Origin of the sequence: Pseudomonas edaphica, from assembly GCF_965277385.1 — a bacterium.
GTDB lineage: Bacteria > Pseudomonadota > Gammaproteobacteria > Pseudomonadales > Pseudomonadaceae > Aquipseudomonas > Aquipseudomonas edaphica.
In genome coordinates, this window is record NZ_OZ255725.1 from 2,561,917 (window position 1) to 2,583,299 (window position 21,383).

Here is a 21,383-nt window from a genome sequence, read left to right on the forward strand (position 1 = left end):
CGCCATGCGACAGCGACTGGCGCCATAGCGCCCTGAAACCGGTACTGCACGGCGCAGGCACAGCCTTTGCAAAGCCCTGTGTATCTGCCCCACAACACTATCGGTTTACGGAGATCGCACCATGAAGCGTCGTAGCTTGATCAAGGCTTTCACTTTGTCGGCATCCATTGCCGCCATGGGTTTGACCTGGACCGTCCAGGCCGCAGAGACCATCAAGGTCGGCATCCTGCACTCGCTGTCGGGCACCATGGCAATCTCCGAAACTTCGCTTAAAGACATGGCCTTGATGACCATCGACGAGATCAACGCCAAGGGCGGTGTGAACGGCAAGATGTTGGAGCCAGTGGTGGTGGACCCGGCGTCGAACTGGCCGCTGTTTGCCGAAAAAGGCCGGCAGTTGCTGACCCAGGACAAGGTTGCCGTGGTGTTTGGCTGCTGGACCTCGGTGTCACGTAAATCGGTATTGCCGGTGTTCGAAGAACTCAACGGCCTGCTGTTCTACCCGGTGCAATACGAAGGTGAAGAGATGTCGCCGAACGTGTTCTATACCGGTGCAGCGCCTAACCAGCAGGCGATCCCGGCCGTGGAGTACCTGATGAGCGAAGAAGGTGGCGGCGCCAAGCGCTTCTTTCTGCTCGGTACCGATTATGTGTACCCACGCACCACCAACAAGATCCTGCGTTCGTTCCTGCATTCCAAAGGCGTAGCGGATAAAGATATTGAAGAGGTCTATACCCCGTTCGGCCATAGCGATTACCAGACCATCGTCGCCAACATCAAGAAGTTCTCGGCCGGCGGCAAGACCGCAGTGATCTCCACCGTCAATGGCGACTCCAACGTGCCGTTCTATAAAGAGCTGGCCAACCAGGGCTTGAAAGCCACCGACGTGCCAGTGGTGGCGTTCTCGGTGGGTGAAGAAGAGCTGCGCGGCATCGACACCAAGCCACTGGTGGGCAACCTCGCGGCCTGGAACTACTTCCAGTCGGTGGAGAACCCGGTGAACAAGAAATTCGTTGCGGACTGGAAGGCCTACGCCAAAGCCCACAACCTGCCAGGCGCGGACAAAGCCGTGACCAACGACCCGATGGAAGCCACCTACGTAGGCATCCATATGTGGGCACAGGCGGTTGAGAAAGCCAAATCCACCGATGTCGACAAAGTCCGTGAAGCCATGGCCGGCCAGACCTTCGCCGCGCCGTCGGGCTTCACCCTGACCATGGACAAGACCAACCACCACCTGCACAAGCCGGTGATGATCGGTGAAATCCAGGCCGACGGGCAGTTCTCGGTGGTATGGCAGACCGAGAAGCCGATCCGCGCCCAACCGTGGAGCCCGTACATTCCGGGTAATGACAAAAAGCCGGACTATGCCGTGAAGAGCAACTGATCCGAGGGGTGTCGGCCCTTAAGGCTGACACACACCCTGTGGGAGCTGGCTTGCCTGCGATGCAGACAACTCGGTGTATCTGATACACCGCCATCGCAGGCAAGCCAGCTCCCACATTTGTTCGAGCAAGGCCCAAGACTATGCCCACTGCCCTTTACCGCCTCATCCTCGCCGCCCTGCTGTTGCTGCCCTTTGCCGCACACGCCAGCGACGCCGAAGACTTCATCAACGCCAACCCGATGCAACAAGCCAAGCTGCTCCAGGACTGGGCCGCCCAGCCCGACCCGGCGCGCATCGAGCTGGTGGACGCGCTGCAACAAGGCCAACTTAACGTCAACGGCGAAACCAAAACCGTGCGCCTGAACAACCGCCTGCGCGGCTTGATCGACAACGTGCAAGCCAGCCAGCAACTGCTCGCCGCCGACCCCAAGGTGCGCCTCGCTGCTGCGCAAACCCTGCAAAAAAGCGCACAACCTGCGCAGCTCAAATTCCTCGACCAGCAAGTCGCCGCCGAGACCAACGAGGCCGTGCACACCGCGTTGAGCCTGGCCCTGGCCAACCTGCAACTGGTCGACCCCGACCCGGTCATTCGTCTTGCCGCGGTGCGCCTGCTGGGCGGCACCGGCGATCCGCTGGCGCGCACACGCCTTGAGGCGCTGCTGGCGCCCGGTGTCGAAACCGATGCCGCCGTGCACACCGCCGCCGAGACCAGCCTGGCTCAGGTCAAACGCAAATTGATGTTCGGCGAGATCCTCGGCCAGGCTTTCAGTGGCATGTCTTTGGGTTCGATCCTGCTGCTCGCGGCCCTGGGCCTGGCGATCACCTTCGGCCTGCTTGGCGTGATCAACATGGCCCACGGCGAGATGCTGATGCTCGGCGCTTACTCCACGTATGTGGTGCAGTTGATGATGCAGCGCTACGTACCGTCGGCCATCGAGTTCTACCCGCTGATTGCGCTGCCGGTGGCTTTCTTTGTGACTGCCGCGATTGGCATGGCGCTGGAGCGCACGGTGATTCGCCACCTCTACGGGCGGCCGCTGGAAACCCTGCTGGCCACCTGGGGCATCAGCCTGATGCTGATCCAGCTGGTGCGCCTGGTGTTCGGTGCACAGAACGTCGAAGTCGCCAACCCCGAATGGCTGTCCGGCGGCATTCAAGTGCTGCCCAACCTGGTGCTGCCGTACAACCGCATCGTGATCATCGCCTTTGCCCTGTGCGTGGTAGTGCTGACCTGGCTGCTGCTGAACAAGACGCGCCTGGGCCTCAACGTGCGCGCCGTCACCCAGAACCGCAACATGGCCGCCTGCTGCGGCGTGCCCACCGGGCGTGTGGACATGCTCGCCTTTGGCCTTGGCTCCGGTATCGCGGGCCTGGGTGGTGTGGCGCTGAGCCAGATCGGCAACGTCGGCCCGGACCTGGGCCAGAGCTACATCATCGACTCGTTCCTGGTGGTGGTGCTCGGCGGCGTCGGCCAGTTGGCCGGTAGCGTGATGGCCGCCTTCGGGCTGGGCATCGCCAACAAGATTCTTGAACCGCAGATCGGCGCCGTGCTCGGCAAGATCCTGATCCTCGCGCTGATCATTCTGTTTATCCAGAAACGCCCGCAAGGACTCTTTGCACTGAAAGGACGGGTGATCGACTGATGAACCAGCCATTGATGCTTACCGCCGCGCAAAAGGCCGGCCCCAAGATCACGATAGCGGTGGGTACGGTGATTTTGGTCCTGCTGCTGGCGCTGCCTTTGTGCTCGCTGCTGTCGCCGGCAAATCCGTTTTACGTCTCGGCCTACACCCTGACGCTGGTGGGCAAGATCCTCTGCTACGCCATCGTCGCCCTCGCGCTGGACTTGGTGTGGGGCTACGCGGGGATGTTGTCCTTGGGCCACGGTTTGTTCTTTGCCCTCGGCGGTTATGCGATGGGCATGTACCTGATGCGCCAGGCGTCCGGCGATGAGTTGCCGGCGTTCATGACCTTTTTGTCGTGGATCGAATTGCCGTGGTACTGGGTCGGCACCGAGCACTTCCTGTGGGCCATGTGCCTGGTGGTGTTGGCGCCCGGTTTGCTGGCCTTGGTGTTCGGGTTCTTCGCCTTTCGTTCGCGGATCAAGGGCGTGTATTTTTCGATCATGACCCAGGCGCTGACCTTTGCCGGGATGCTGCTGTTTTTTCGCAATGAAACCGGGTTTGGCGGCAATAACGGCTTCACAAACTTTCGCAGCATTCTGGGCTTTGGCATCACCGAGCCGGGCACCCGGGCGGTGCTGTTTGTGGCCACCGTACTGTTGCTGGTCGCCAGTTTGTACACCGGCTGGCGCCTGGCGCAGAGCAAGTTCGGCCGCGTGCTGACGGCATTGCGTGACGCCGAGAACCGCCTGATGTTCTGCGGCTACGACCCACGTGGCTTCAAGCTGTTTGTGTGGGTGTTGAGTGCAGTGCTGTGTGGTTTGGCAGGCGCGTTGTATGTACCGCAAGTGGGCATCATCAACCCCAGCGAAATGTCGCCGACCAACTCCATCGAAGCCGCCGTGTGGGTGGCCCTGGGCGGGCGCGGTACGCTGATCGGCCCATTGCTCGGCGCCGGCGTGGTCAATGGCATGAAGAGCTGGTTCACCGTGGCCTTCCCGGAATACTGGCTGTTCTTCCTTGGGGCGCTGTTCATCATCGTCACCCTGTACCTGCCCAAGGGCATCATCGGCCTGCTGAAGAAATGAGGAACGTCATGCTTGAACCTATTTTCGATGCAGGCAGCGGCCGCGATGCCATCGGTATCGGCCAGGCTGCCGGCAAGGGCCTGAACACCCGCCACGGCACCATCCTGACCCTGGAAGACATCAGCGTCAGCTTCGATGGCTTCAAGGCGCTCAATGACTTGAACCTGTATATCGGCGTCGGCGAGCTGCGCTGCATCATCGGCCCCAACGGCGCGGGCAAGACCACACTGATGGACGTGATCACCGGCAAGACCCGCCCCAGCCACGGCAAGGCCTGGTTTGGCGAAACTCTCGACTTGACCAGCATGAGCGAAGTGCAGATCGCCCAGGCCGGCCTTGGCCGCAAGTTCCAGAAGCCCACGGTGTTCGAAGCCCTGAGCGTGTTCGAAAACCTGGAGCTGGCGCAAAAGACTGACAAGTCGGTATGGGCCAGCCTGCGCGCACGCCTGAGCGGCGAACAGAAAGACCGCATCGAGGAAGTGCTCGATACCATCCGCCTGACCGCCTCGGCACAGCGCCCGGCGGGGTTGCTGTCCCACGGGCAGAAGCAGTTCCTGGAAATCGGCATGCTGCTGATGCAAGACCCGCAACTGTTGCTGCTGGATGAACCGGTGGCGGGCATGACCGACGCCGAAACCGAGTTCACCGCCGAGCTGTTCAAGCGCCTGGCGGGCAAGCATTCGCTGATGGTGGTGGAACACGACATGGGGTTTGTCGGTTCGATTGCCGACCACGTGACCGTGTTGCACCAGGGCAGCGTGCTGGCCGAAGGGTCGCTTGCACAGGTGCAGGAAAACGAGCGCGTTATCGAGGTTTACCTCGGTCGCTGACGCGCACCGCTTTATGTGGGAGCTGGCTTGCCTGCGATAGCGGTGAGCCTGATACACCGCCATCGCAGGCAAGCCAGCTCCCGCATTTATCCAGTTCCCTCAGTGGGGAATTGAGGAGGTTTTGAACATGCTGCAAGTCGACAAGCTGCACCAGTACTACGGTGGTAGCCACATCCTGCGCGGGCTCTCATTTGACGTGAAGATCGGCGAAGTCACCTGCCTGCTCGGCCGTAACGGCGTGGGCAAGACCACCTTGCTTAAATGCCTGATGGGTTTGCTGCCGGCCAAAGACGGCGCGGTGAATTGGGAAGGCAAGGCCATCACCGGGTTCAAACCGCACCAGCGCGTACACGCGGGCATCGCCTACGTACCCCAGGGCCGGGAGATTTTCGGACGGCTGACGGTGGAAGAAAACCTGTTGATGGGGCTCTCGCGCTTCCCAGGCTCCGACGCCAAGGAAGTCCCGGCGTTTATCTATGAACTGTTCCCCGTATTGCTGCAGATGAAACATCGGCGAGGTGGCGACCTGTCCGGCGGTCAACAGCAGCAGTTGGCAATTGGCCGCGCATTGGCCAGCCGCCCGCGCCTGTTGATTCTCGACGAGCCTACCGAGGGCATCCAGCCGTCAGTCATCAAGGAGATCGGTGCAGTGATCAAAAAGCTCGCGGCGCGCGGCGATATGGCGATCCTTTTGGTGGAGCAGTTCTACGACTTTGCCGCCGAACTGGCCGACCAGTACCTGGTGATGTCTCGTGGTGAAATCGTGCAGCAGGGCCGAGGTGAAAATATGGAAAGCGAGGGTGTGCGCGGGCTGGTTACGATTTAATCTGTTGTGTCCTGACGATAAGTAAAAAAACATGAACCTGCCCGTTACCCCTGCCCTGTTCACCCCCAGCTGGCATGCCGAGCTGGAACTCGGCTACGCGCGCTTCGGCGACACCACGCGCCCGGTAATGCGCCGCCACCTCGGCCCGCTGCGGGTGCAAAAGCACTTGTACGCCGAAGGCCCCGAGGTGTGCCAGCACATCATCGTCCACCCGCCCGGCGGGATTGCCGGCGGGGACCGCCTGGACATCAGCGCACACGTGGGTGCAGGCGCATGGGCGCAACTGACCAGCCCCGGTGCGGCCAAGTGGTATCGCGCCAGCGGCCCGGCCTATCAAACACTCCACCTCACCGTGGAAGCTGGCGCGACCCTGGAATGGCTGCCCCAGGAAACCATCGTGTTCAGCGCTGCCCAGGCCGAACTCAGCACGCGCATCGACCTGCAAGGCGATGCCCGGCTGTTCTACTGGGACGTGATCGCCCTTGGCCGCCCGGCCAGTGGTGAACGTTTTGACCTGGGCCACTTTCAATCGCACCTGGATATTCGCCGCGACGGCCAGTTGCTCTGGCATGAGCGCCAGCGCATTGTAGGCGCCGACGGTTTGCTCGACTCGCCCATCGGGCTGGACGGGCAACCGGTGTTTGCCACGCTGTTGCTGACCGGCGATATAGACCCTCAATTATTGGAAACCTGCCGCGCCCTGCCCCATGCGATTCGCGGCGACCTGACCCAACTGCCCGGCTTGCTGGTCGCCCGCTGCCTGGCCAGTGAGGCGCTGCTGGCGCGGGGTTGGCTGATTGATTTATGGAAATTGTTACGTCCGAGTGTGCTTGGGCGAGAAGCGGTTCCACCCAGAATCTGGAGCACATGAAGATCAACCTGTGGAACTGAGTTTATGTGGGAGCTGGCTTGCCTGCGATGGCGGTGTGCCTGATACACCGCTATCGCAGGCAAGCCAGCTCCCACACAAGCCTGTTTCCACAGGGGATCTGCGGTGTTTTTATGAATGCTGTTTGAAGGACCTTGAACCATGGATTTGACCCCACGGGAAAAAGACAAACTGCTGATCTTCACTGCTGGCCTGGTGGCCGAGCGCCGCTTGGCGCGCGGCGTGAAGCTCAACTACCCGGAAACCATCGCCTATATCTCGGCCGCGCTGATGGAAGGTGCCCGCGATGGCCGCACCGTGGCCGAGTTGATGCACTACGGCACCACCCTGCTCAGCCGCGAGCAAGTGATGGAAGGCATCCCGGAAATGATCCCGGATATCCAGGTGGAAGCCACCTTCCCCGATGGCACCAAGCTGGTGACCGTCCACCAGCCAATCGCGTGAGGCCCAGCCATGATTCGTGATGCTACCGAGCAAGACCTGCCGGCGATCCGCGACATCTACAACGATGCGGTGCTCAACACCACGGCCATCTGGAACGAGCAACCGGTGGACCTGGCCAACCGTCAGGCCTGGTTCGCTGCGCGTCAAACCCAGGGCTATCCGATTCTGGTGGCGGTGGAAAACGATGAAGTCACCGGCTACGCCTCATTCGGCGATTGGCGCCCGTTCGAAGGTTTTCGCTACAGCGTTGAGCACTCGGTGTACGTGCGCAATGACCAACGCGGCAAAGGCCTCGGCCCGCGGCTGATGCAAGCGCTGATCGAGCGCGCCGCAACCTGCGGCAAGCACGTGATGGTTGCGGCTATCGAAAGCGGCAACCAGGCGTCTATTCGCCTGCATGAGCGCCTGGGTTTCATCACCACCGGGCAAATGCCGCAAGTGGGCATCAAGTTCGGCCGCTGGCTGGACCTGACCTTTATGCAACTGACGTTGAATCCGGGCGCCGAACCGCCCAAGGAGTGAGATCGATGAGCGCTACGCAACTGCGTCGAGTCAATGCTGAAAGTTTTGCCCATTACCGCCTGGGTTTGATTGAGCTGTTGCTGGACGCGGTAAAGCACGGCGCTTCAATCGGCTTTATGGCTGACTTCGATGACGCCCAGGCCCGCACCTATTTGAGCGGCGTGCAGGCAAATATCGAAGAGGGCAGCCTGCTGCTGTGGGTGGTGGTACGCGATGAACAAGTGATCGCCAGCGTGCAACTGGCGCTGTGCCTGAAAGCCAACGGCCTGAACCGCGCCGAAGTGCAAAAGCTGCTGGTACACAGCAGCGCCCGCCGCCATGGCCTGGGCCAACAGCTGATGAACAGCCTGGAACTCGCCGCGCGCCAGCACAAGCGCGGCCTGCTGTACCTGGACACCGAGGCCGGCTCCGGCGCCGAAGCCTTCTATCAGTCGCTGCGCTACACCAAAATCGGTGAACTGCCCAACTACTGCCAAAGCCCGGACGGGCGCTACACCCCGACCGCCATCTACTTCAAAACCCTGGGGCAACCTGCATGATTCCTGGTGAATATCAGATCCAGCCTGGTGACATCGAACTCAACGTCGGCCGGCGTACCCTCACCCTCAGCGTGGCCAACAGCGGCGACCGGCCGATTCAGGTGGGCTCGCACTACCATTTTTTCGAGACCAACGATGCGCTGACCTTTGATCGCGCCGCCAGCCGTGGCATGCGTTTGAATATTCCGGCGGGCACGGCAGTGCGGTTTGAGCCAGGGCAAAGTCGCGAGATCGAGTTGGTGGATTTGAGCGGGGGGCGGCGGGTGTTCGGGTTTGCCGGACGGATCATGGGCGACCTTTAGGGCCTCATCGCAGGCAAGCCAGCTCCCACAGTTGGAATGCGTTCCCCTGTGGGAGCTGGCTTGCCTGCGATAGCGATATCACATTCAACACCTATTTTTCAGGGCATACACACATGAAGATCAGCCGCCAAGCCTACGCCGACATGTACGGCCCCACCGTCGGTGACAAGGTCCGCCTGGCCGACACCGACCTGTTCGTCGAAGTCGAACAGGACTTCACCGTCTACGGTGAAGAAGTCAAATTCGGCGGCGGCAAAGTTATCCGCGACGGCCAGGGCCAGAGCCAACTGCTCGCCCATGAAGTGGTCGACACCTTGATCACCAATGCGCTGATCATCGACCACTGGGGCATCGTCAAGGCCGACGTCGGCCTGAAAAACGGCCGCATTCATGCGATCGGCAAGGCCGGCAACCCGGATATCCAGCCCGGCGTGACCATGGCCATCGGCGCCAGCACCGAGGTGATTGCCGGTGAAGGCATGATCCTCACCGCCGGCGGCATCGACAGCCACGTGCACTTCATTTGCCCGCAGCAGATCGAAGAAGCGCTGACCAGCGGCGTCACCACCATGATCGGCGGCGGCACCGGCCCTGCGACCGGCACCAACGCCACCACCTGCACCTCCGGCCCGTGGCACCTGGCGCGCATGCTGCAAGCCAGCGATTCGTTCCCGATGAACATCGGTTTTACCGGCAAAGGCAATGCCAGCTTGCCGGAACCCTTGATCGAGCAGGTCAAGGCCGGGGCCATCGGTTTGAAGCTGCACGAAGACTGGGGCACCACACCCGCCAGCATCGACAACTGCCTGAGCGTTGCGGACGAGTACGACGTGCAGGTCGCGATTCACAGCGACACCCTTAACGAATCCGGCTTCGTCGAAACCACCCTGGCCGCGCTCAAGGGTCGCACCATCCACACCTACCACACCGAAGGTGCCGGTGGCGGCCACGCGCCGGACATCATCAAGGCCTGCGGCTTCGCCAACGTGCTGCCCAGTTCCACCAACCCGACGCGGCCGTTCACGCGCAACACCATCGATGAGCACCTGGACATGTTGATGGTCTGCCATCACCTGGACCCGAGCATCGCCGAAGATGTGGCCTTCGCCGAAAGCCGTATTCGTCGCGAGACCATTGCCGCCGAAGATATCCTGCACGATTTGGGCGCGTTCTCGATGATCAGCTCCGACAGCCAGGCCATGGGCCGTGTCGGCGAAGTGATCACGCGCACCTGGCAGACCGCTGACAAAATGAAAAAACAGCGCGGCCCTTTGCCCGGCGACGGCCCGGGCAATGACAACTTCCGCGCCAAGCGCTATATCGCCAAGTACACCATCAACCCGGCGATCACCCACGGCGTCAGCCATATCGTCGGCTCGATCGAGGTGGGTAAGTGGGCCGACCTGGTGCTGTGGCGCCCGGCGTTTTTCGGCATCAAGCCGACCTTGATCCTCAAGGGCGGCGCGATTGCCTCAAGCCTGATGGGTGACGCCAACGCCTCGATCCCCACGCCGCAGCCGGTGCACTACCGCCCGATGTTCGCCAGCTTCGGCAGCTCGTTGCACGCCACCAGCCTGACCTTCATCAGCCAGGCCGCCCAGGACGCCGGGTTGCCCGAGGCCCTGGGGTTAAAGAAGCAGATTGCCGTGGTCAAGGGCTGCCGCGATGTGCAGAAAACCGACCTGATCCACAACGATTACCTGCCGGATATCGAGGTTGACCCGCAGACTTATCAGGTCAAGGCCGACGGCCAGTTGTTGTGGTGCGAACCGGCTGATGTATTGCCCATGGCCCAGCGCTACTTTTTGTTTTAGGTCGCACGGGGGCCGACACCCTCAGCCACGTCCAGCGGATGATCGAGCAACTCCTGACGGGTCAGCGTCTCGATCAGCGCGGCGTCTTTAATCTGCAATTGCAACTGAAGTTCGCCGGACCGATGCTTATAAAGTGCCTCGGTGATCGCGCTGGATTCAAACCTGCTCCGCAAGTCCGCCAACTGATCGTGCAAGGGATGGCGCAGAGCGTCAAATTGCACGGCGTATTTACCGGTCAGGTAATCCTGCCAAAAGCCCCTGGACAGCAGCGCCTGAAGCTCTTGCGCAGAGTTATCCAGGGCTTTGATCGTATCAAAGGCAGTATCGAGCATCGATGAGGTCACGCCGCCCAAGTTGATATACCTGACCTGCTGCGGCTGCCCCGGTAGATGGAGCCGATCCTTGAGGCCGTAACGATACGCCAGTCGAATTTCAACCTCTTCGGCCAGGCGCTGGGTATGGGGCAACTTATCGGCTATCGACACGCGGGGGTCATTGACGATGGCTTCGCTGCGCTGGATATCCGCCGACGCGATCTTGTCCACTTCGTGCAGGCGGAACAAACCTCTGGATAACCTTGCCAGTTGCACGCCCTGGGTCTGATCCGTGGCCTGCAAACGAGCCTTGTAGGCCATTGTGCGCACTTCCAGGTTGCTGAAGGAGAAAGCCGCAAGGTCACAACATCCTGGCTCACCGGCCAGGTCGAGGAGTTCCTTGCGCAGGGTTTCCGATTCGGCGGTGTCCTGGGTGATGCTTTCGATCACTTCCCAGACACGGCGCTGCAAGTCGGCGTGGCCGGCACCCGCCGGTTCCAGACGCTCAAGGATGTCGAAAAACGGGGCAGCCCTCGGAGCGCGCTCCAACGCCACCCATAGGGGCCGTTTGCTACTCGCCTCTTGCGTGGACATGCCTTGGGCCCAACGCAGAAATGGATCCTGCGCGCCAGCTGTGGGGGCCACACGGTTAGGGGCAATATCAGCCGTCAACCGTAGCATGTTCGGAAGAACCTCAGACATCAGCCCAGCCTCCTCAAGGCGCCGGCTGTGTTCGCGGACTTGTCGCCGGGTTTGCTCGGTCAAAGGGTTCTCGCCGATATCCGTCACACGAGTCACGCGTTCCGTCTGCGCCAACTGCTCATCCGACGGTGCAATGACTGAGTCCGGGATAGTGGTAATACTGTTTTGGCTCAGATCTACCCATAGCAGGTTCGTTCGTTCAACCAACCCCGCAGGCCAGGTATCAATCCCTGTATTTTTCATCTGCAAGGTACGCAAATCCGTCATTTGGCTGAAATCCGGCGTCAGGCCGAGGGGGTTATCATTGAGCATCAAGTCACTGAGTGTCGCTCGCGAGGACAGTAAGGCAGCCGACTCGGCAGTCAATCGGATTCGGTTGTTTTGCAGCGACAAACGGGCCAACTCGTTCATATTCCCCACGGCAGGCGGCAACTCGAACAAATGGTTATCCGACATGTCCAGCCAGCGCACACCTTGGCAGTGCGCCAGGAAACTTTCTGGTGACGTACGCAGGTTCAGGCGGTTCAGTTTCAGTGACGTCGGGCGAATGAAATTCGCGCCAAGGTCGGGCAGGCTCGACAGGCGCAACCCACTGAGGTCCAGTTCGACGTCGATGAGTGTGGCGTCGTTGCTCAAAACGAGGGGATTACCCGCCCTCCAGCAGCTCATGATGCGTTGCCTGGCGCGATCACGATCGTTGAACTCCAGCAGACGCTCATTTCGCCCGACGCGCTCGTTACTCTGACGCTCGTTGGAGAGGTTCCAGGCTTTTAACTGACGCTTGAACGCTTTGAATTCCTGCTCACGCTGGGCCAACTCTGCATCGGCGCGCTCGCCCAGCGCCCAAATCATCTTCCGAGAAGTTTGCACGCTGTTGTCGGGATAGAGTTCCTGCATGACCCTGAGCCTTGGATTACCACTGTCAAAGGCGCCATCAAGGGCGCCTTGCAAAAGTTCGGGCCGCGTGCGCGTCAAGGTCTCCCAGTAGCGATCGAACTGCTGCCAATAGTCGGCAGGAAACTTATTGAGCTCAAGCATGACGACGTTGTTTGTCCGAACGATCGCTTCAAGCTGCTCAGGCGGTGGTGTCAAATGCTGTGGTGGAACCTCCTGCAGGCGGTTTTCGGACAAATCGGCACGTCTCAATCCAGTCAGTGCGGTTAATCCCGAGGGCCACTGCTCAATCTGCGTGTTACTGAGGTTCAACTCCACCAGATTTGGCATACCGCTGACATCGGGGGCAGCACCCAGCGGGTTGCTGCGCAGATCAAGCGTGACAAGGGCGCTGAGGTTGCTCAGCATACGGCTGGTTGGTGGAGTCAACTCAAGATTATTACCGGTCAGGTTCAACGAAGTCAGGTAGCGCATTTCACCGATAGCACTGGGTAACTCGGTAAGCCGGCAACCGATCAGGGCCAAATGCTTGACGTGGGTGAACGATGTAAGGAAAGCATCAGTCTTGCCGGTCCAGCCGCTACCGTAGATCTCAAGCCCCTCAACATGGCTGAAGTCGACGCTTAGCAGTGGTAGTTCCAGATCGCCCCTCATCATCAGCTTCAGGGGGCCTTCACTCATAAGCCGCCAGTGACTCTTGATCTCGCGCGCGATATCGGACGCACCGGGAAAATCGGCATCCCAACCATCAGCACGCGGCGGCCCACTGGCGTAAACCCAGGCATCCAACTCCCTCGTAAACGTTTTGAACTCAGCCTTCCAGTGTTTCAACCCACCCTCGACGTCGTCGCCCAAAGTGCGGACAAACGCATTGACTGCCTCCTCGTCCATCAAAGGGAACAGATCGGTGACCTTCTCGTGTATTAAATCGACATCGCTATCGACATCACTGGCCGCCTGTCGGCTGGACCCGCCGCCACCACCGAGTAATCTCAGCGTCGAATCAATCGTCGGTTTGCGCACCGGATGCTCCAGCAACACCGTGCGCAGCGGCTCACGAGGCAAAGGCGACTGCTGGATCGCTGTCTTCAACTGCTGTGCATCGGTGAACCCGAGGCTCTGGCGTTCGGCGGTGGACAACAGGTCCCAGGTTGCCCCAAAGAAGTCCCTGGGCATGGGCGCCTCGAATAAACCATTGTCCTTGAGCACCAGGGCCTTGGTGGTGGTTGAATCCGGGGAACCGATAGCATCCAGCAACGTGCCTTGGGCCGAGTAGTGACGCAACTCCACCCGCGTTCCACGCTGCCATCCAGGCAAGGTTTCCAAAGTGCGCAAGGCGAGGCGCTGGCTGTCGATGCTTGCCAGAGTGTCCAGGTGCAGGCCTTCATAGGCACGCGATACCCGGGTTTCCTGCTCAAGCCACCTCGCCTGCTCAATACGTTCCTGGGGCAGAAATCCGGTATCTCGAAAGGTGTGCAACTGTTCAACGCTCAGCCTTCTGAGCAACTCAGTAGCCATCGACGCTGGCAGCCTGGGGTAAGTCGCCATGAGCAGGCGCACATCAGGATCGTTCGTGGCATTCAAGGCCTGATAGCGCTCTTCGACCAGCGAGCCCTTAAAGGTATCGACGACATTGGCGATGTGTTCACGCAGCTTGCCGGCCCGCACCGCCAGCGACTCTTCGGCACTGCCAGGGATATCCCGGAGCGTGGGGTCCACGCCTTGCAAGCTGAACAGCACCTCATTAAGCCACTCACCGCTCGCCAACTGGTTGTCACGGACCACCACTACGCGTTTGGGGGCAGTTGCGAAGGTCTCCTCCCACAACATCCTGTTGTGGCTGTCCATGACCCGCAGCGGCGCATCAGGCAACATCCCTCGTCGACGCATGATTTGCAGCAGCAGCGTGAGGTCCGCCTGGGCATAGACGGCCGAGTCGCTGCTTCTCAATTGCTCGACAAACGTCGTCAGTGCCTGATGAGCCTTGAAGTGCTGGATCGTGTCATCCAACAACAAAGGCACCGGGTCATGCTCAACAAAGGTCTGGCGCAAGACGTCTTCCTCGACACCGCTGGCCATACGGGCTTGTTCCAGCGTCGCGGAGTCAAGCCCACGCTGTTCCAGCCCCAGGCGCCTCATCAGGGTCGGTTTGTCCCAGGTCAGCGGCTGCTCGATTTCATGGCTCCAGGCGCCAGCATGGTTATGCTCCAACTGCGGCTCATACGCACCAGGGCGGCTGGGGTGCTGGATGCGATACTGCCCAGTGACGGGGTCCTGCCCAACTCGATAGTGGTCACCCTCATGGTGCAAAATCAACTGGCCGTCGTGGGAGTAAAGGCCCAAAGCGTCTGGCTTGGCGCCTGTGTCCAGCTCGACAGGCACCTTATAGGGCGCAAGATCAGGCTTCCACAGGCGGATCTTGCCGCCGGGCAACGTGACGGCTTTGAGCCGTTCAATGAAGGGTGACACTGTGAAGCGCAACGCCACCGCCTGCGCCGCCAGCGTCGCCAGGTTTTCCACCACGTCGGTAACATGCGCCCAACCTGCCTCGCGGTCGCCTTCACTGAGTTCGACCGCACCCTCAAAGACCTCGTAAAGCAGCTGACCGGCCATCACCCCGGCCATCACCAGGCCCAAGGGTGGCACGGCCATCCCCACCAGGTTCAGGCCGAACATGCCGATACTCAGGTAATGGGCTGCACGCCTTGAACTCGATGCCTTGTCAGCAGCCTCAGTGCTCACGGCCTGGTGTTGGGCATCGTTAAACAGTCGCGTGCGCAGACTGGCATGGCGATACACCCACAAGTCCGCAGCCCGCCAGAGGCCAGCGATTTCGATGGCCTGAATATTGAATTCGGGGGCTTTTATCGGAACGCGTACGGTCGGTTGCGGCTCCCCCAGCGACGAGCCGGAGGAAAAGAATGGGGCCGTCAGTAAACGCCCCCATTCCGAACGCAGCGCCTGTGAACCGAACGGTTGCGGTGGCGCATCCACCACGAGTTCGGTCAGCCTGCGGTAGTAGTAAGCGCGATCCTTATAGGCTACAAACTGGGCAAAAAGCTGCTGGTATTGCGTGGTTTGTACCCCCTTGGAGCGGTCGGCACCCTCGCTGACGCTCGCGGTCAGGTGATCAGTCAATTCGTTGCGAAACTCATTAAACGTTTCATAACGCTTGATGGGGTGCTCGAGGTGGTCAGGAATATAGACGATAACCCAGCTCGAATAACGCTGCTTGGCGCATGGGGCGATGATCAGGCAGTCATGCAGGTGCAGGTTCATCAGGCTCAAGCAGCAGTAACCGACCGGCTGGTTGCCGATCACGATGTGCTTTTCGCCAGCCGTCACACGCATCAGCAACGTGTAATCGGTGGCACCGATATCACCCTTGAGCAAGGCCAGATACGCCGCCGCCTTGAAGGCATCTTTCTGATGGCGGATGAAGCGATCCCGAAACTCGGCACGGGACCGTACATCATCAGGTATCAACTGCGCCCTGAGGTGAGCCTGGTATTGACTCCCCAAATCGAGATCACGGCATAACTGGGCGAACTCATGAATTTTCAGGGTCGTGGTGTGGCGTTCAAAGTGCTCGCGAGTATCCGGCTCGGTGATAAATCCCGAAACGCTATCGTAAAAACCGTCCTCGGCCTCCCGCGCCTCAAAGTTGCCCAGGGCAGCCTTGAGCAAGGAGAACGTCTTGACCCTGGAACCGCCGGTTTTTTTGCCAAAGGCGTCTTCAACCGGAACATACAGGCGCAACCAGGTTTGATTGACGTCCAGCGCATAACCGGCAGCCTTTAATGCCGCTTCCAATAACGGCTGGGCGAATGCTTCCAGCGCCTGGACTTTGCTTAGGGATTTCTCCAGCTCATTCAGGGAGTGGCAACGGCTCTCCAACAGCGTCTTGAGCTGATCCTTCTGCGATTGAGACGTGGCGTCGTACCAAGAGGGGATATTCGCGGGGGTCTGTTTGAGGGCCTGGCGCCGCTCAGGTGAACTGCTGACCAGGCAGGACGGGATCGCCTGTTTGATTAATTCGTAGTGTTGTCCCTGTTCACCGGGCGGGAGCGTGGAGGGGCCAATAACCTGAAGTTCGAGCATGGGATGACAACCTTGTGGTGAGAAAGATTGTCATCCTATGCAGTGCGTTTTTTTGCTGGAGCTAACTATTTAGCAAGCTCGAAAACTCATCGGGTCAGCTCGTTCAGAAGTGCTCACGGGGGTCGAAAGCGGCCTTTTCAGCCAGCGCCTGCCACAATGCCTTGACCTCATCGTCTGCAGCCTTAGGCATCACAGCCTTGAGCTGGATAAACAGATAACCGCGTTGCCCGGCCTTGTTCAACAAGCCATGGCCCTTTGCGCGCATGCGTTGGCCGTTCTGGCTGCCGGCCGGCACCTTGAGGTTAATCTTGCCGGTAAGGGTCGGCACTGCGACTTCCGCGCCCAACGCCAGCTCCCACGGGGCCAGCGGCAGGTTGATGATCAGGTTTTCGCCATCCACCTCGAACTTGGCGTGCGGCGCAAACTTGATGATCAGGTACAGGTCGCCATTGGCACCACCGCCCACACCCGGTGCGCCCTGGCCCTTGAGGCGGATGCGCTCGCCATCGGCCACACCGGCCGGAATCTTCACATTCAGGCTCTTGACGGTATTGCTGACATGCCGGCCAGACGCATCGTATTGCGGCACCTGGAAGCTGATCTGCTTGGACTCGGTGGACAGCGTTTCCTCAAGGGAAACGCTCAGTTGCATCTCCACATCCTGGCCCTTGCGCCCGGTAGGACGGCGCTGGCCGCCGCCAAAGGCGTCGCCGCGCGCGCCGAAGATCGAGCTGAAGAAGTCCGAGAAGTCGCCCGTGTCCTGGCCACCGCCATAACCACCACGGCTCTGCCAGCCCGGTGGCCCCTGGAACGGCTGGCCATGTTGGCCGTATTTACGCAGCTCATCGTACTCGGCGCGTTTGTCGGCGCTTTTGAGCGCCTCATAGGCTTCGGACGCGTCCTTGAATTTCTCTTCGGCGTCCTTTTCCTTGCTCACGTCCGGGTGATACTTGCGTGCGAGCTTGCGATAGGCGGCCTTGATTTCCTTGTCATCGGCGCTCGGCTCGACACCCAGAATCTTGTAATAGTCTTTGAAATCCATCGGCAGTTCACCATCCTTAATCGAGATCGCACAGCCCGGGGCACAACGTGCGCTGCTTTGCACCTGTTGAGTGGTGTGGCCTGGGGGTGCGTCAAAGTGTTATCGGCGCTAGCCGTATGCAACAGATGTGGGGGCAAATACCCAACTTTCAAGCACGATTTAGCGGATAGTCGGCCTACGCATCTGCGCGCGAGTGACATACACTGCGCGGCCGTTTTTTTAACCGGAACCTGGAAGACATGAACAACACATCCCCAGCCCGTGCCTGCGGCATCGACTTCGGCACGTCCAACTCCACCGTCGGCTGGATCCGCCCCGGCGAGGAGACGCTTATCGCGCTGGAGGACGACAAGATCACCCTGCCGTCGGTGGTGTTCTTCAACTTCGAGGAGCGCCGCCCGGTGTACGGTCGCCTGGCGCTGCACGAATACCTGGAAAACTACGAAGGCCGGCTGATGCGCTCGCTCAAGAGCCTGCTGGGTTCCAAGCTGATCAAGCACGACACCAGCGTGCTCGGCACGGCCATGCCGTTCACCGACCTGCTGGCGCTGTTTATCGGCCAGCTCAAGAGCCGCGCTGAAGCCAACGCCGGTCGCGAGTTCGAAGAAGTGGTGCTGGGCCGCCCGGTGTTCTTCGTCGATGACGACCCGATGGCCGACCAGGAAGCCGAAAACACCCTGGTGGACGTAGCGCGCAAGATCGGCTTCAAGGACATCTCGTTCCAGTACGAGCCGATTGCGGCCGCGTTTGACTATGAGTCCACCATCGAGAAAGAAGAACTGGTGCTGATCGTCGACATCGGCGGCGGTACGTCTGACTTCTCGCTGGTGCGCCTGTCGCCGGACCGTCGTCACAACGACAACCGCCAAAGCGACATCCTCGCCACCGGCGGCGTGCACATCGGCGGTACCGACTTCGACAAACAGCTGAGCCTGCAAGGCATGATGCCGCTGTTCGGCTATGGCAGCCGCATGAAAAGCGGCGCCTACATGCCCACCAGCCACCACATGAACCTGGCCACCTGGCACACCATCAACTCGGTGTACTCGCAAAAATCCCAGCTGGCCTTGGGCAGCATGCGCTACGACATCGAAGACACCGGCGGCATCGACCGCTTGTTCAAGCTGATCGAACAGCGTGCCGGGCACTGGCTGGCCATGGAAGTGGAAGAAACCAAGATCCAGCTGACCCACGAAGACAGCCGCCACGTGGCCCTGGACCGCATCGAAAAACGCCTGAGCGTCGACCTGAGCCGGGCATTGTTCGAGTCGTCCATCGACGCGTTGCTGGAGCGTGTGCGCAACAGCGTCACGCAACTGCTTAACGATGCCTCGGTGAGCGTGGCCCAGGTGGACACGGTGTTCTTCACCGGCGGCTCCAGCGGCATTCCGGCACTGCGCCACAGCATCTCGGCGATGCTGCCGAATGCGCGGCATGTGGAAGGCAATATCTTCGGCAGTATCGGCAGCGGTCTGGCGATTGAGGCGAGCAAGCGTTACGGCGCAATGGAGTAGATCGTTCCCACGCTCCGCGTGGGAATGCATCCTGTGACGCTCCGCGTCACGACTTCAAGAGCGGACGCAGAGCGTCCAGGGCGGCATTCCCACGCAGAGCGTGGGAACGAGCTAACGGGCCAGTTAAACCATCCCCGCCAGCTTCAACTCACTCTTCAAATACGCATAATAAATCGGCCCCGCCACCACACCCGGCAGGCCGAATGCGGCTTCAAACACCAACATCGCCAGGAGCAATTCCCAGGATTTGGCACTGATCTGCCCGCCGACAATGCGCGCGTTGAGGAAGTACTCGACCTTGTGGATCACGATCAGATATCCCAACGCCGCCACCGCCACCCAGATCGACAGCGACAGCGCGACGATGGTGATCAGGGTGTTGGAGATCAGGTTGCCGATCACCGGCAGCAGGCCGACCAGGAAGGTCAGCACGATCAGGGTTTTGGTCAAAGGCAGGTGAATGCCGCAGAGCGGCAACACAACCGCGAGAAAAATCGCAGTGAAGGCCGTATTGAGCGCGGCAATCTTGATCTGGGCGAAGACGATATTGCGAAACGCCTGGACCAACAGGTGCAGGCGGTCGAACAGCGCGGCCGCCAGGGGTTTGCGTTTGGTCAGGTCGGGCACTCGCTGCAGGGCGATAATGGCGCCGAGCACCATGCCGATCAGCAGGGTGACGAACATGTGGGCGGCGTCTTTGCCGACCAGTTGCAGCTCACTCAGGTGTTTGCTCAGCCAATCGCCGATGGCCACGCGGAATTCGGCGGCACTGGCGGGCAGGTAGGCGTCGACGAACGGCGGCAGTTGCCCGCGCGCGCGGTCGACCACGCCCATGAATTTGTCCAGGGAAGCCCCGGGGTTTTCCGCTTCGTGGAGCAGAAAACTGATGGCGCCGGCAAAGATCAGGGTCAACACGCTGACGATCAAGGTGCCCAGCAACGCTACTGCCAGCCAACGCGCACGCCGGCCTTCAATCAGTCGCTGCAACTGCGGGGTAAGCATGTTGACCAGTTCATAAACCAGCAGGCCGGCCAGCAAGCTCGGCAACAGCTTGAGCGGCAGGACCAGCAATAGCCCGCCGAAAATGATGACGCAACTGACCAGCAACAACACGTGACGCTGAGAAAACGTTGGCATACAGCCTCAAAACGAACGGCGTTAAAGGATGGGCAGTCTGCCAGCCTTGAGGGAATCAAGCGAGAGGTCTGAATTGTGAACACCGTCAGTGTGGGAGCTGGCTTGCAGTGGCGAGGGAGCTGGCTCCCGTTCGACAGCGCAGCTGGAGCCCGCTTTTTTGGGGGCGCTTCGCACCCCAGCGCAAGCAAGCTTGCTCGCCACAGCAAGCCCGACTCCCACATGGGATCTATGTTGTTAGCTGCCTTTGAGGCAGGTGCTCATAAAGGTTTTACGCGCATCGCCAGCCAACGCCTTGGTTTTCGCCGAGGCATTGCAGTCTTTCATTTTCTGCTGCTGTGGGGTCAGGGTCTTGGCATCGTTGGCAGCTGGCGCCGACAGGCAGGTCTTCATAAAGGCCTTGCGGTCATCACCTTTGAGCGTCTTGGTGGTCGCTTGTGCATTGCAGGTGGTCATTTTATTTTGCTGGGCTGTGGCAGCGAAGCCTTGGGAACACAGCAGCAGGCCCATCATCAACAACGGAATACGCAGCATCTTCATGGAGTTTTCTCCCTGTTACCGCACCAAAGGGGCACGGCCTACGCAGCAGTGTAGTCAAAACCTGTTACATCTTCAGCGTCCGCGAATATTCGACCGTCGGTACTGCTCCGGGGTGCAGCCGGCGTGACGCTGGAACATGGCGATAAACGCCGAGGCCGTGCTGTAACCCAAGTCAAAGGCTACATGTTGCACGCTGCGGTCGCTGTCCAGGGCTTCGATGGCGGCAAGATAGCGCAGGCGCTGGCGCCATTCGCCGAAGCTGATGCCCAGCTCGCGCACAAATTGGCGTGCCAAGGTGCGCTCACTCACATGCACCTGCTCCGCCCACTGCGCCAGCGGGCGATTGTCGCCAGGGTCGGCCTGCATGCCTTCGAGCACGCCGAGCAGCCCGGGGTGGCGCGCGTAAGGCAGAAAGCAATCATGCATCGGCGCCTGTTTGAGCTGGTCCACCAGCACCTGGGCCAGGCGTATATCGGCCTCACTCTGAGGAACATTGACGTCACGCTGGGCAAAATCGCTGAGGATGGCCTTGAGAATGTCACTGATCGCCAAGGTGCACGGCGCCTGCGGGAGTTGCGCGCACAATGCCGGGGCCAGGCCCACGGAGCGATACACAATCGCCTGGGCGTTGTAGGAGCTGTGCTCGGTATTGGGTGGGATCCACACCGCGTACTGCGGAGGCGACATAAAGCGGCTGCCGGCCACCTCCATGCGCATCACGCCATTGGCCGAATAGTCCAGCGAGCCCCAGCCATGCCGGTGCGGCGTGCACTCGGTGTCGGGCGCAAATTCGGAGTAGCGGAAGTAGACCGGACTCGGCAGGCTGCGAAAATCCGCGAGGCGTACGGTGTGTCTGGCCATATTGTCTGGATACAAAGG

Annotated in this window: 17 protein-coding genes; 12 read left to right on the plus strand and 5 right to left on the minus strand. The window is 60.3% G+C overall.

Features of this window, described 5'->3' with window-relative positions:
* The first annotated feature begins 121 nt into the window (after positions 1-121).
* The 11 genes from urtA (at position 122) to ureC (ending at position 10,263) form a co-directional block, all read left to right on the plus strand.
* The gene (urtA, locus tag ACQY47_RS11715; protein ID WP_017136771.1) at positions 122-1,387 is read left to right on the plus strand and encodes an urea ABC transporter substrate-binding protein; all 1,266 of its coding nucleotides are present in this window, start codon (positions 122-124) and stop codon (positions 1,385-1,387) included.
* Positions 1,388-1,527: 140 nt separating this feature from the next.
* Positions 1,528-3,030: an urea ABC transporter permease subunit UrtB gene (gene urtB, locus ACQY47_RS11720; RefSeq protein ID WP_428557133.1), complete on the plus strand. Its 1,503-nt coding sequence runs from the start codon at positions 1,528-1,530 to the stop codon at positions 3,028-3,030.
* Complete coding sequence (gene urtC / locus ACQY47_RS11725) at positions 3,030-4,097, plus strand: urea ABC transporter permease subunit UrtC (RefSeq protein ID WP_428557134.1); 1,068 nt, start codon at positions 3,030-3,032, stop codon at positions 4,095-4,097. Before urtB ends, urtC begins: the two co-directional genes overlap by 1 nt.
* Positions 4,094-4,927: an urea ABC transporter ATP-binding protein UrtD gene (gene urtD / locus ACQY47_RS11730; protein ID WP_428557135.1), complete on the plus strand. Its 834-nt coding sequence runs from the start codon at positions 4,094-4,096 to the stop codon at positions 4,925-4,927. Before urtC ends, urtD begins: the two co-directional genes overlap by 4 nt.
* Positions 4,928-5,054: 127 nt before the next feature.
* Positions 5,055-5,753 carry an urea ABC transporter ATP-binding subunit UrtE gene (gene urtE / locus ACQY47_RS11735; protein WP_428557136.1) on the plus strand — a complete coding sequence of 233 codons (699 nt, stop codon included), beginning with the start codon at positions 5,055-5,057 and terminating at the stop codon, positions 5,751-5,753.
* Between the two features lie 31 nt (positions 5,754-5,784).
* On the plus strand, positions 5,785-6,624 hold the full coding sequence (locus ACQY47_RS11740) for an urease accessory protein UreD (protein WP_428557137.1): 840 nt from the start codon (positions 5,785-5,787) through the stop codon (positions 6,622-6,624).
* A 159-nt stretch (positions 6,625-6,783) separates the two neighbouring features.
* A complete protein-coding gene (ureA, locus tag ACQY47_RS11745; RefSeq protein WP_017136777.1) occupies positions 6,784-7,086 on the plus strand; it encodes an urease subunit gamma in 303 nt (100 codons plus the stop codon).
* Positions 7,087-7,095: 9 nt separating this feature from the next.
* Positions 7,096-7,608 (plus strand): GNAT family N-acetyltransferase, encoded by a 513-nt coding sequence (locus ACQY47_RS11750; protein ID WP_017136778.1) that lies wholly within the window; start codon positions 7,096-7,098, stop codon positions 7,606-7,608.
* Positions 7,609-7,613: 5 nt separating this feature from the next.
* Entirely contained in the window at positions 7,614-8,147 is a 534-nt protein-coding gene (locus ACQY47_RS11755) for a GNAT family N-acetyltransferase (protein ID WP_428557138.1), read from the plus strand.
* Complete coding sequence (locus ACQY47_RS11760; RefSeq protein WP_099548117.1) at positions 8,144-8,449, plus strand: urease subunit beta; 306 nt, start codon at positions 8,144-8,146, stop codon at positions 8,447-8,449. Before ACQY47_RS11755 ends, ACQY47_RS11760 begins: the two co-directional genes overlap by 4 nt.
* Positions 8,450-8,562: 113 nt before the next feature.
* Entirely contained in the window at positions 8,563-10,263 is a 1,701-nt protein-coding gene (ureC, locus tag ACQY47_RS11765; RefSeq protein ID WP_169986499.1) for an urease subunit alpha, read from the plus strand.
* Here ureC and ACQY47_RS11770 read toward each other — a convergent pair.
* Together ACQY47_RS11770 and ACQY47_RS11775 are read right to left on the minus strand one after the other, a co-directional pair.
* Entirely contained in the window at positions 10,260-16,274 is a 6,015-nt protein-coding gene (locus ACQY47_RS11770; RefSeq protein WP_428557139.1) for an NEL-type E3 ubiquitin ligase domain-containing protein, read from the minus strand. The genes ureC and ACQY47_RS11770 overlap by 4 nt on opposite strands.
* A gap of 103 nt (positions 16,275-16,377) precedes the next feature.
* Positions 16,378-17,316, minus strand: coding sequence for a DnaJ C-terminal domain-containing protein (locus ACQY47_RS11775; RefSeq protein WP_169986503.1), 939 nt, complete (start codon positions 17,314-17,316; stop codon positions 16,378-16,380).
* Positions 17,317-17,555: 239 nt separating this feature from the next.
* Here ACQY47_RS11775 and ACQY47_RS11780 point away from each other — a divergent pair, with 239 nt between their 5' ends.
* Positions 17,556-18,830 carry an Hsp70 family protein gene (locus ACQY47_RS11780; RefSeq protein ID WP_428557140.1) on the plus strand — a complete coding sequence of 425 codons (1,275 nt, stop codon included), beginning with the start codon at positions 17,556-17,558 and terminating at the stop codon, positions 18,828-18,830.
* Between the two features lie 123 nt (positions 18,831-18,953).
* On the opposite strand, the gene ACQY47_RS11785 is transcribed toward ACQY47_RS11780, so the two are convergent.
* The 3 genes from ACQY47_RS11785 to ACQY47_RS11795 form a co-directional block, all read right to left on the minus strand.
* Positions 18,954-19,967: an AI-2E family transporter gene (locus ACQY47_RS11785; RefSeq protein WP_017136784.1), complete on the minus strand. Its 1,014-nt coding sequence runs from the start codon at positions 19,965-19,967 to the stop codon at positions 18,954-18,956.
* Between the two features lie 234 nt (positions 19,968-20,201).
* Positions 20,202-20,504 carry a PsiF family protein gene (locus tag ACQY47_RS11790; protein WP_017136785.1) on the minus strand — a complete coding sequence of 101 codons (303 nt, stop codon included), beginning with the start codon at positions 20,502-20,504 and terminating at the stop codon, positions 20,202-20,204.
* Positions 20,505-20,576: 72 nt separating this feature from the next.
* Entirely contained in the window at positions 20,577-21,365 is a 789-nt protein-coding gene (locus ACQY47_RS11795) for an AraC family transcriptional regulator (protein WP_017136786.1), read from the minus strand.
* Positions 21,366-21,383: the final 18 nt, after the last annotated feature.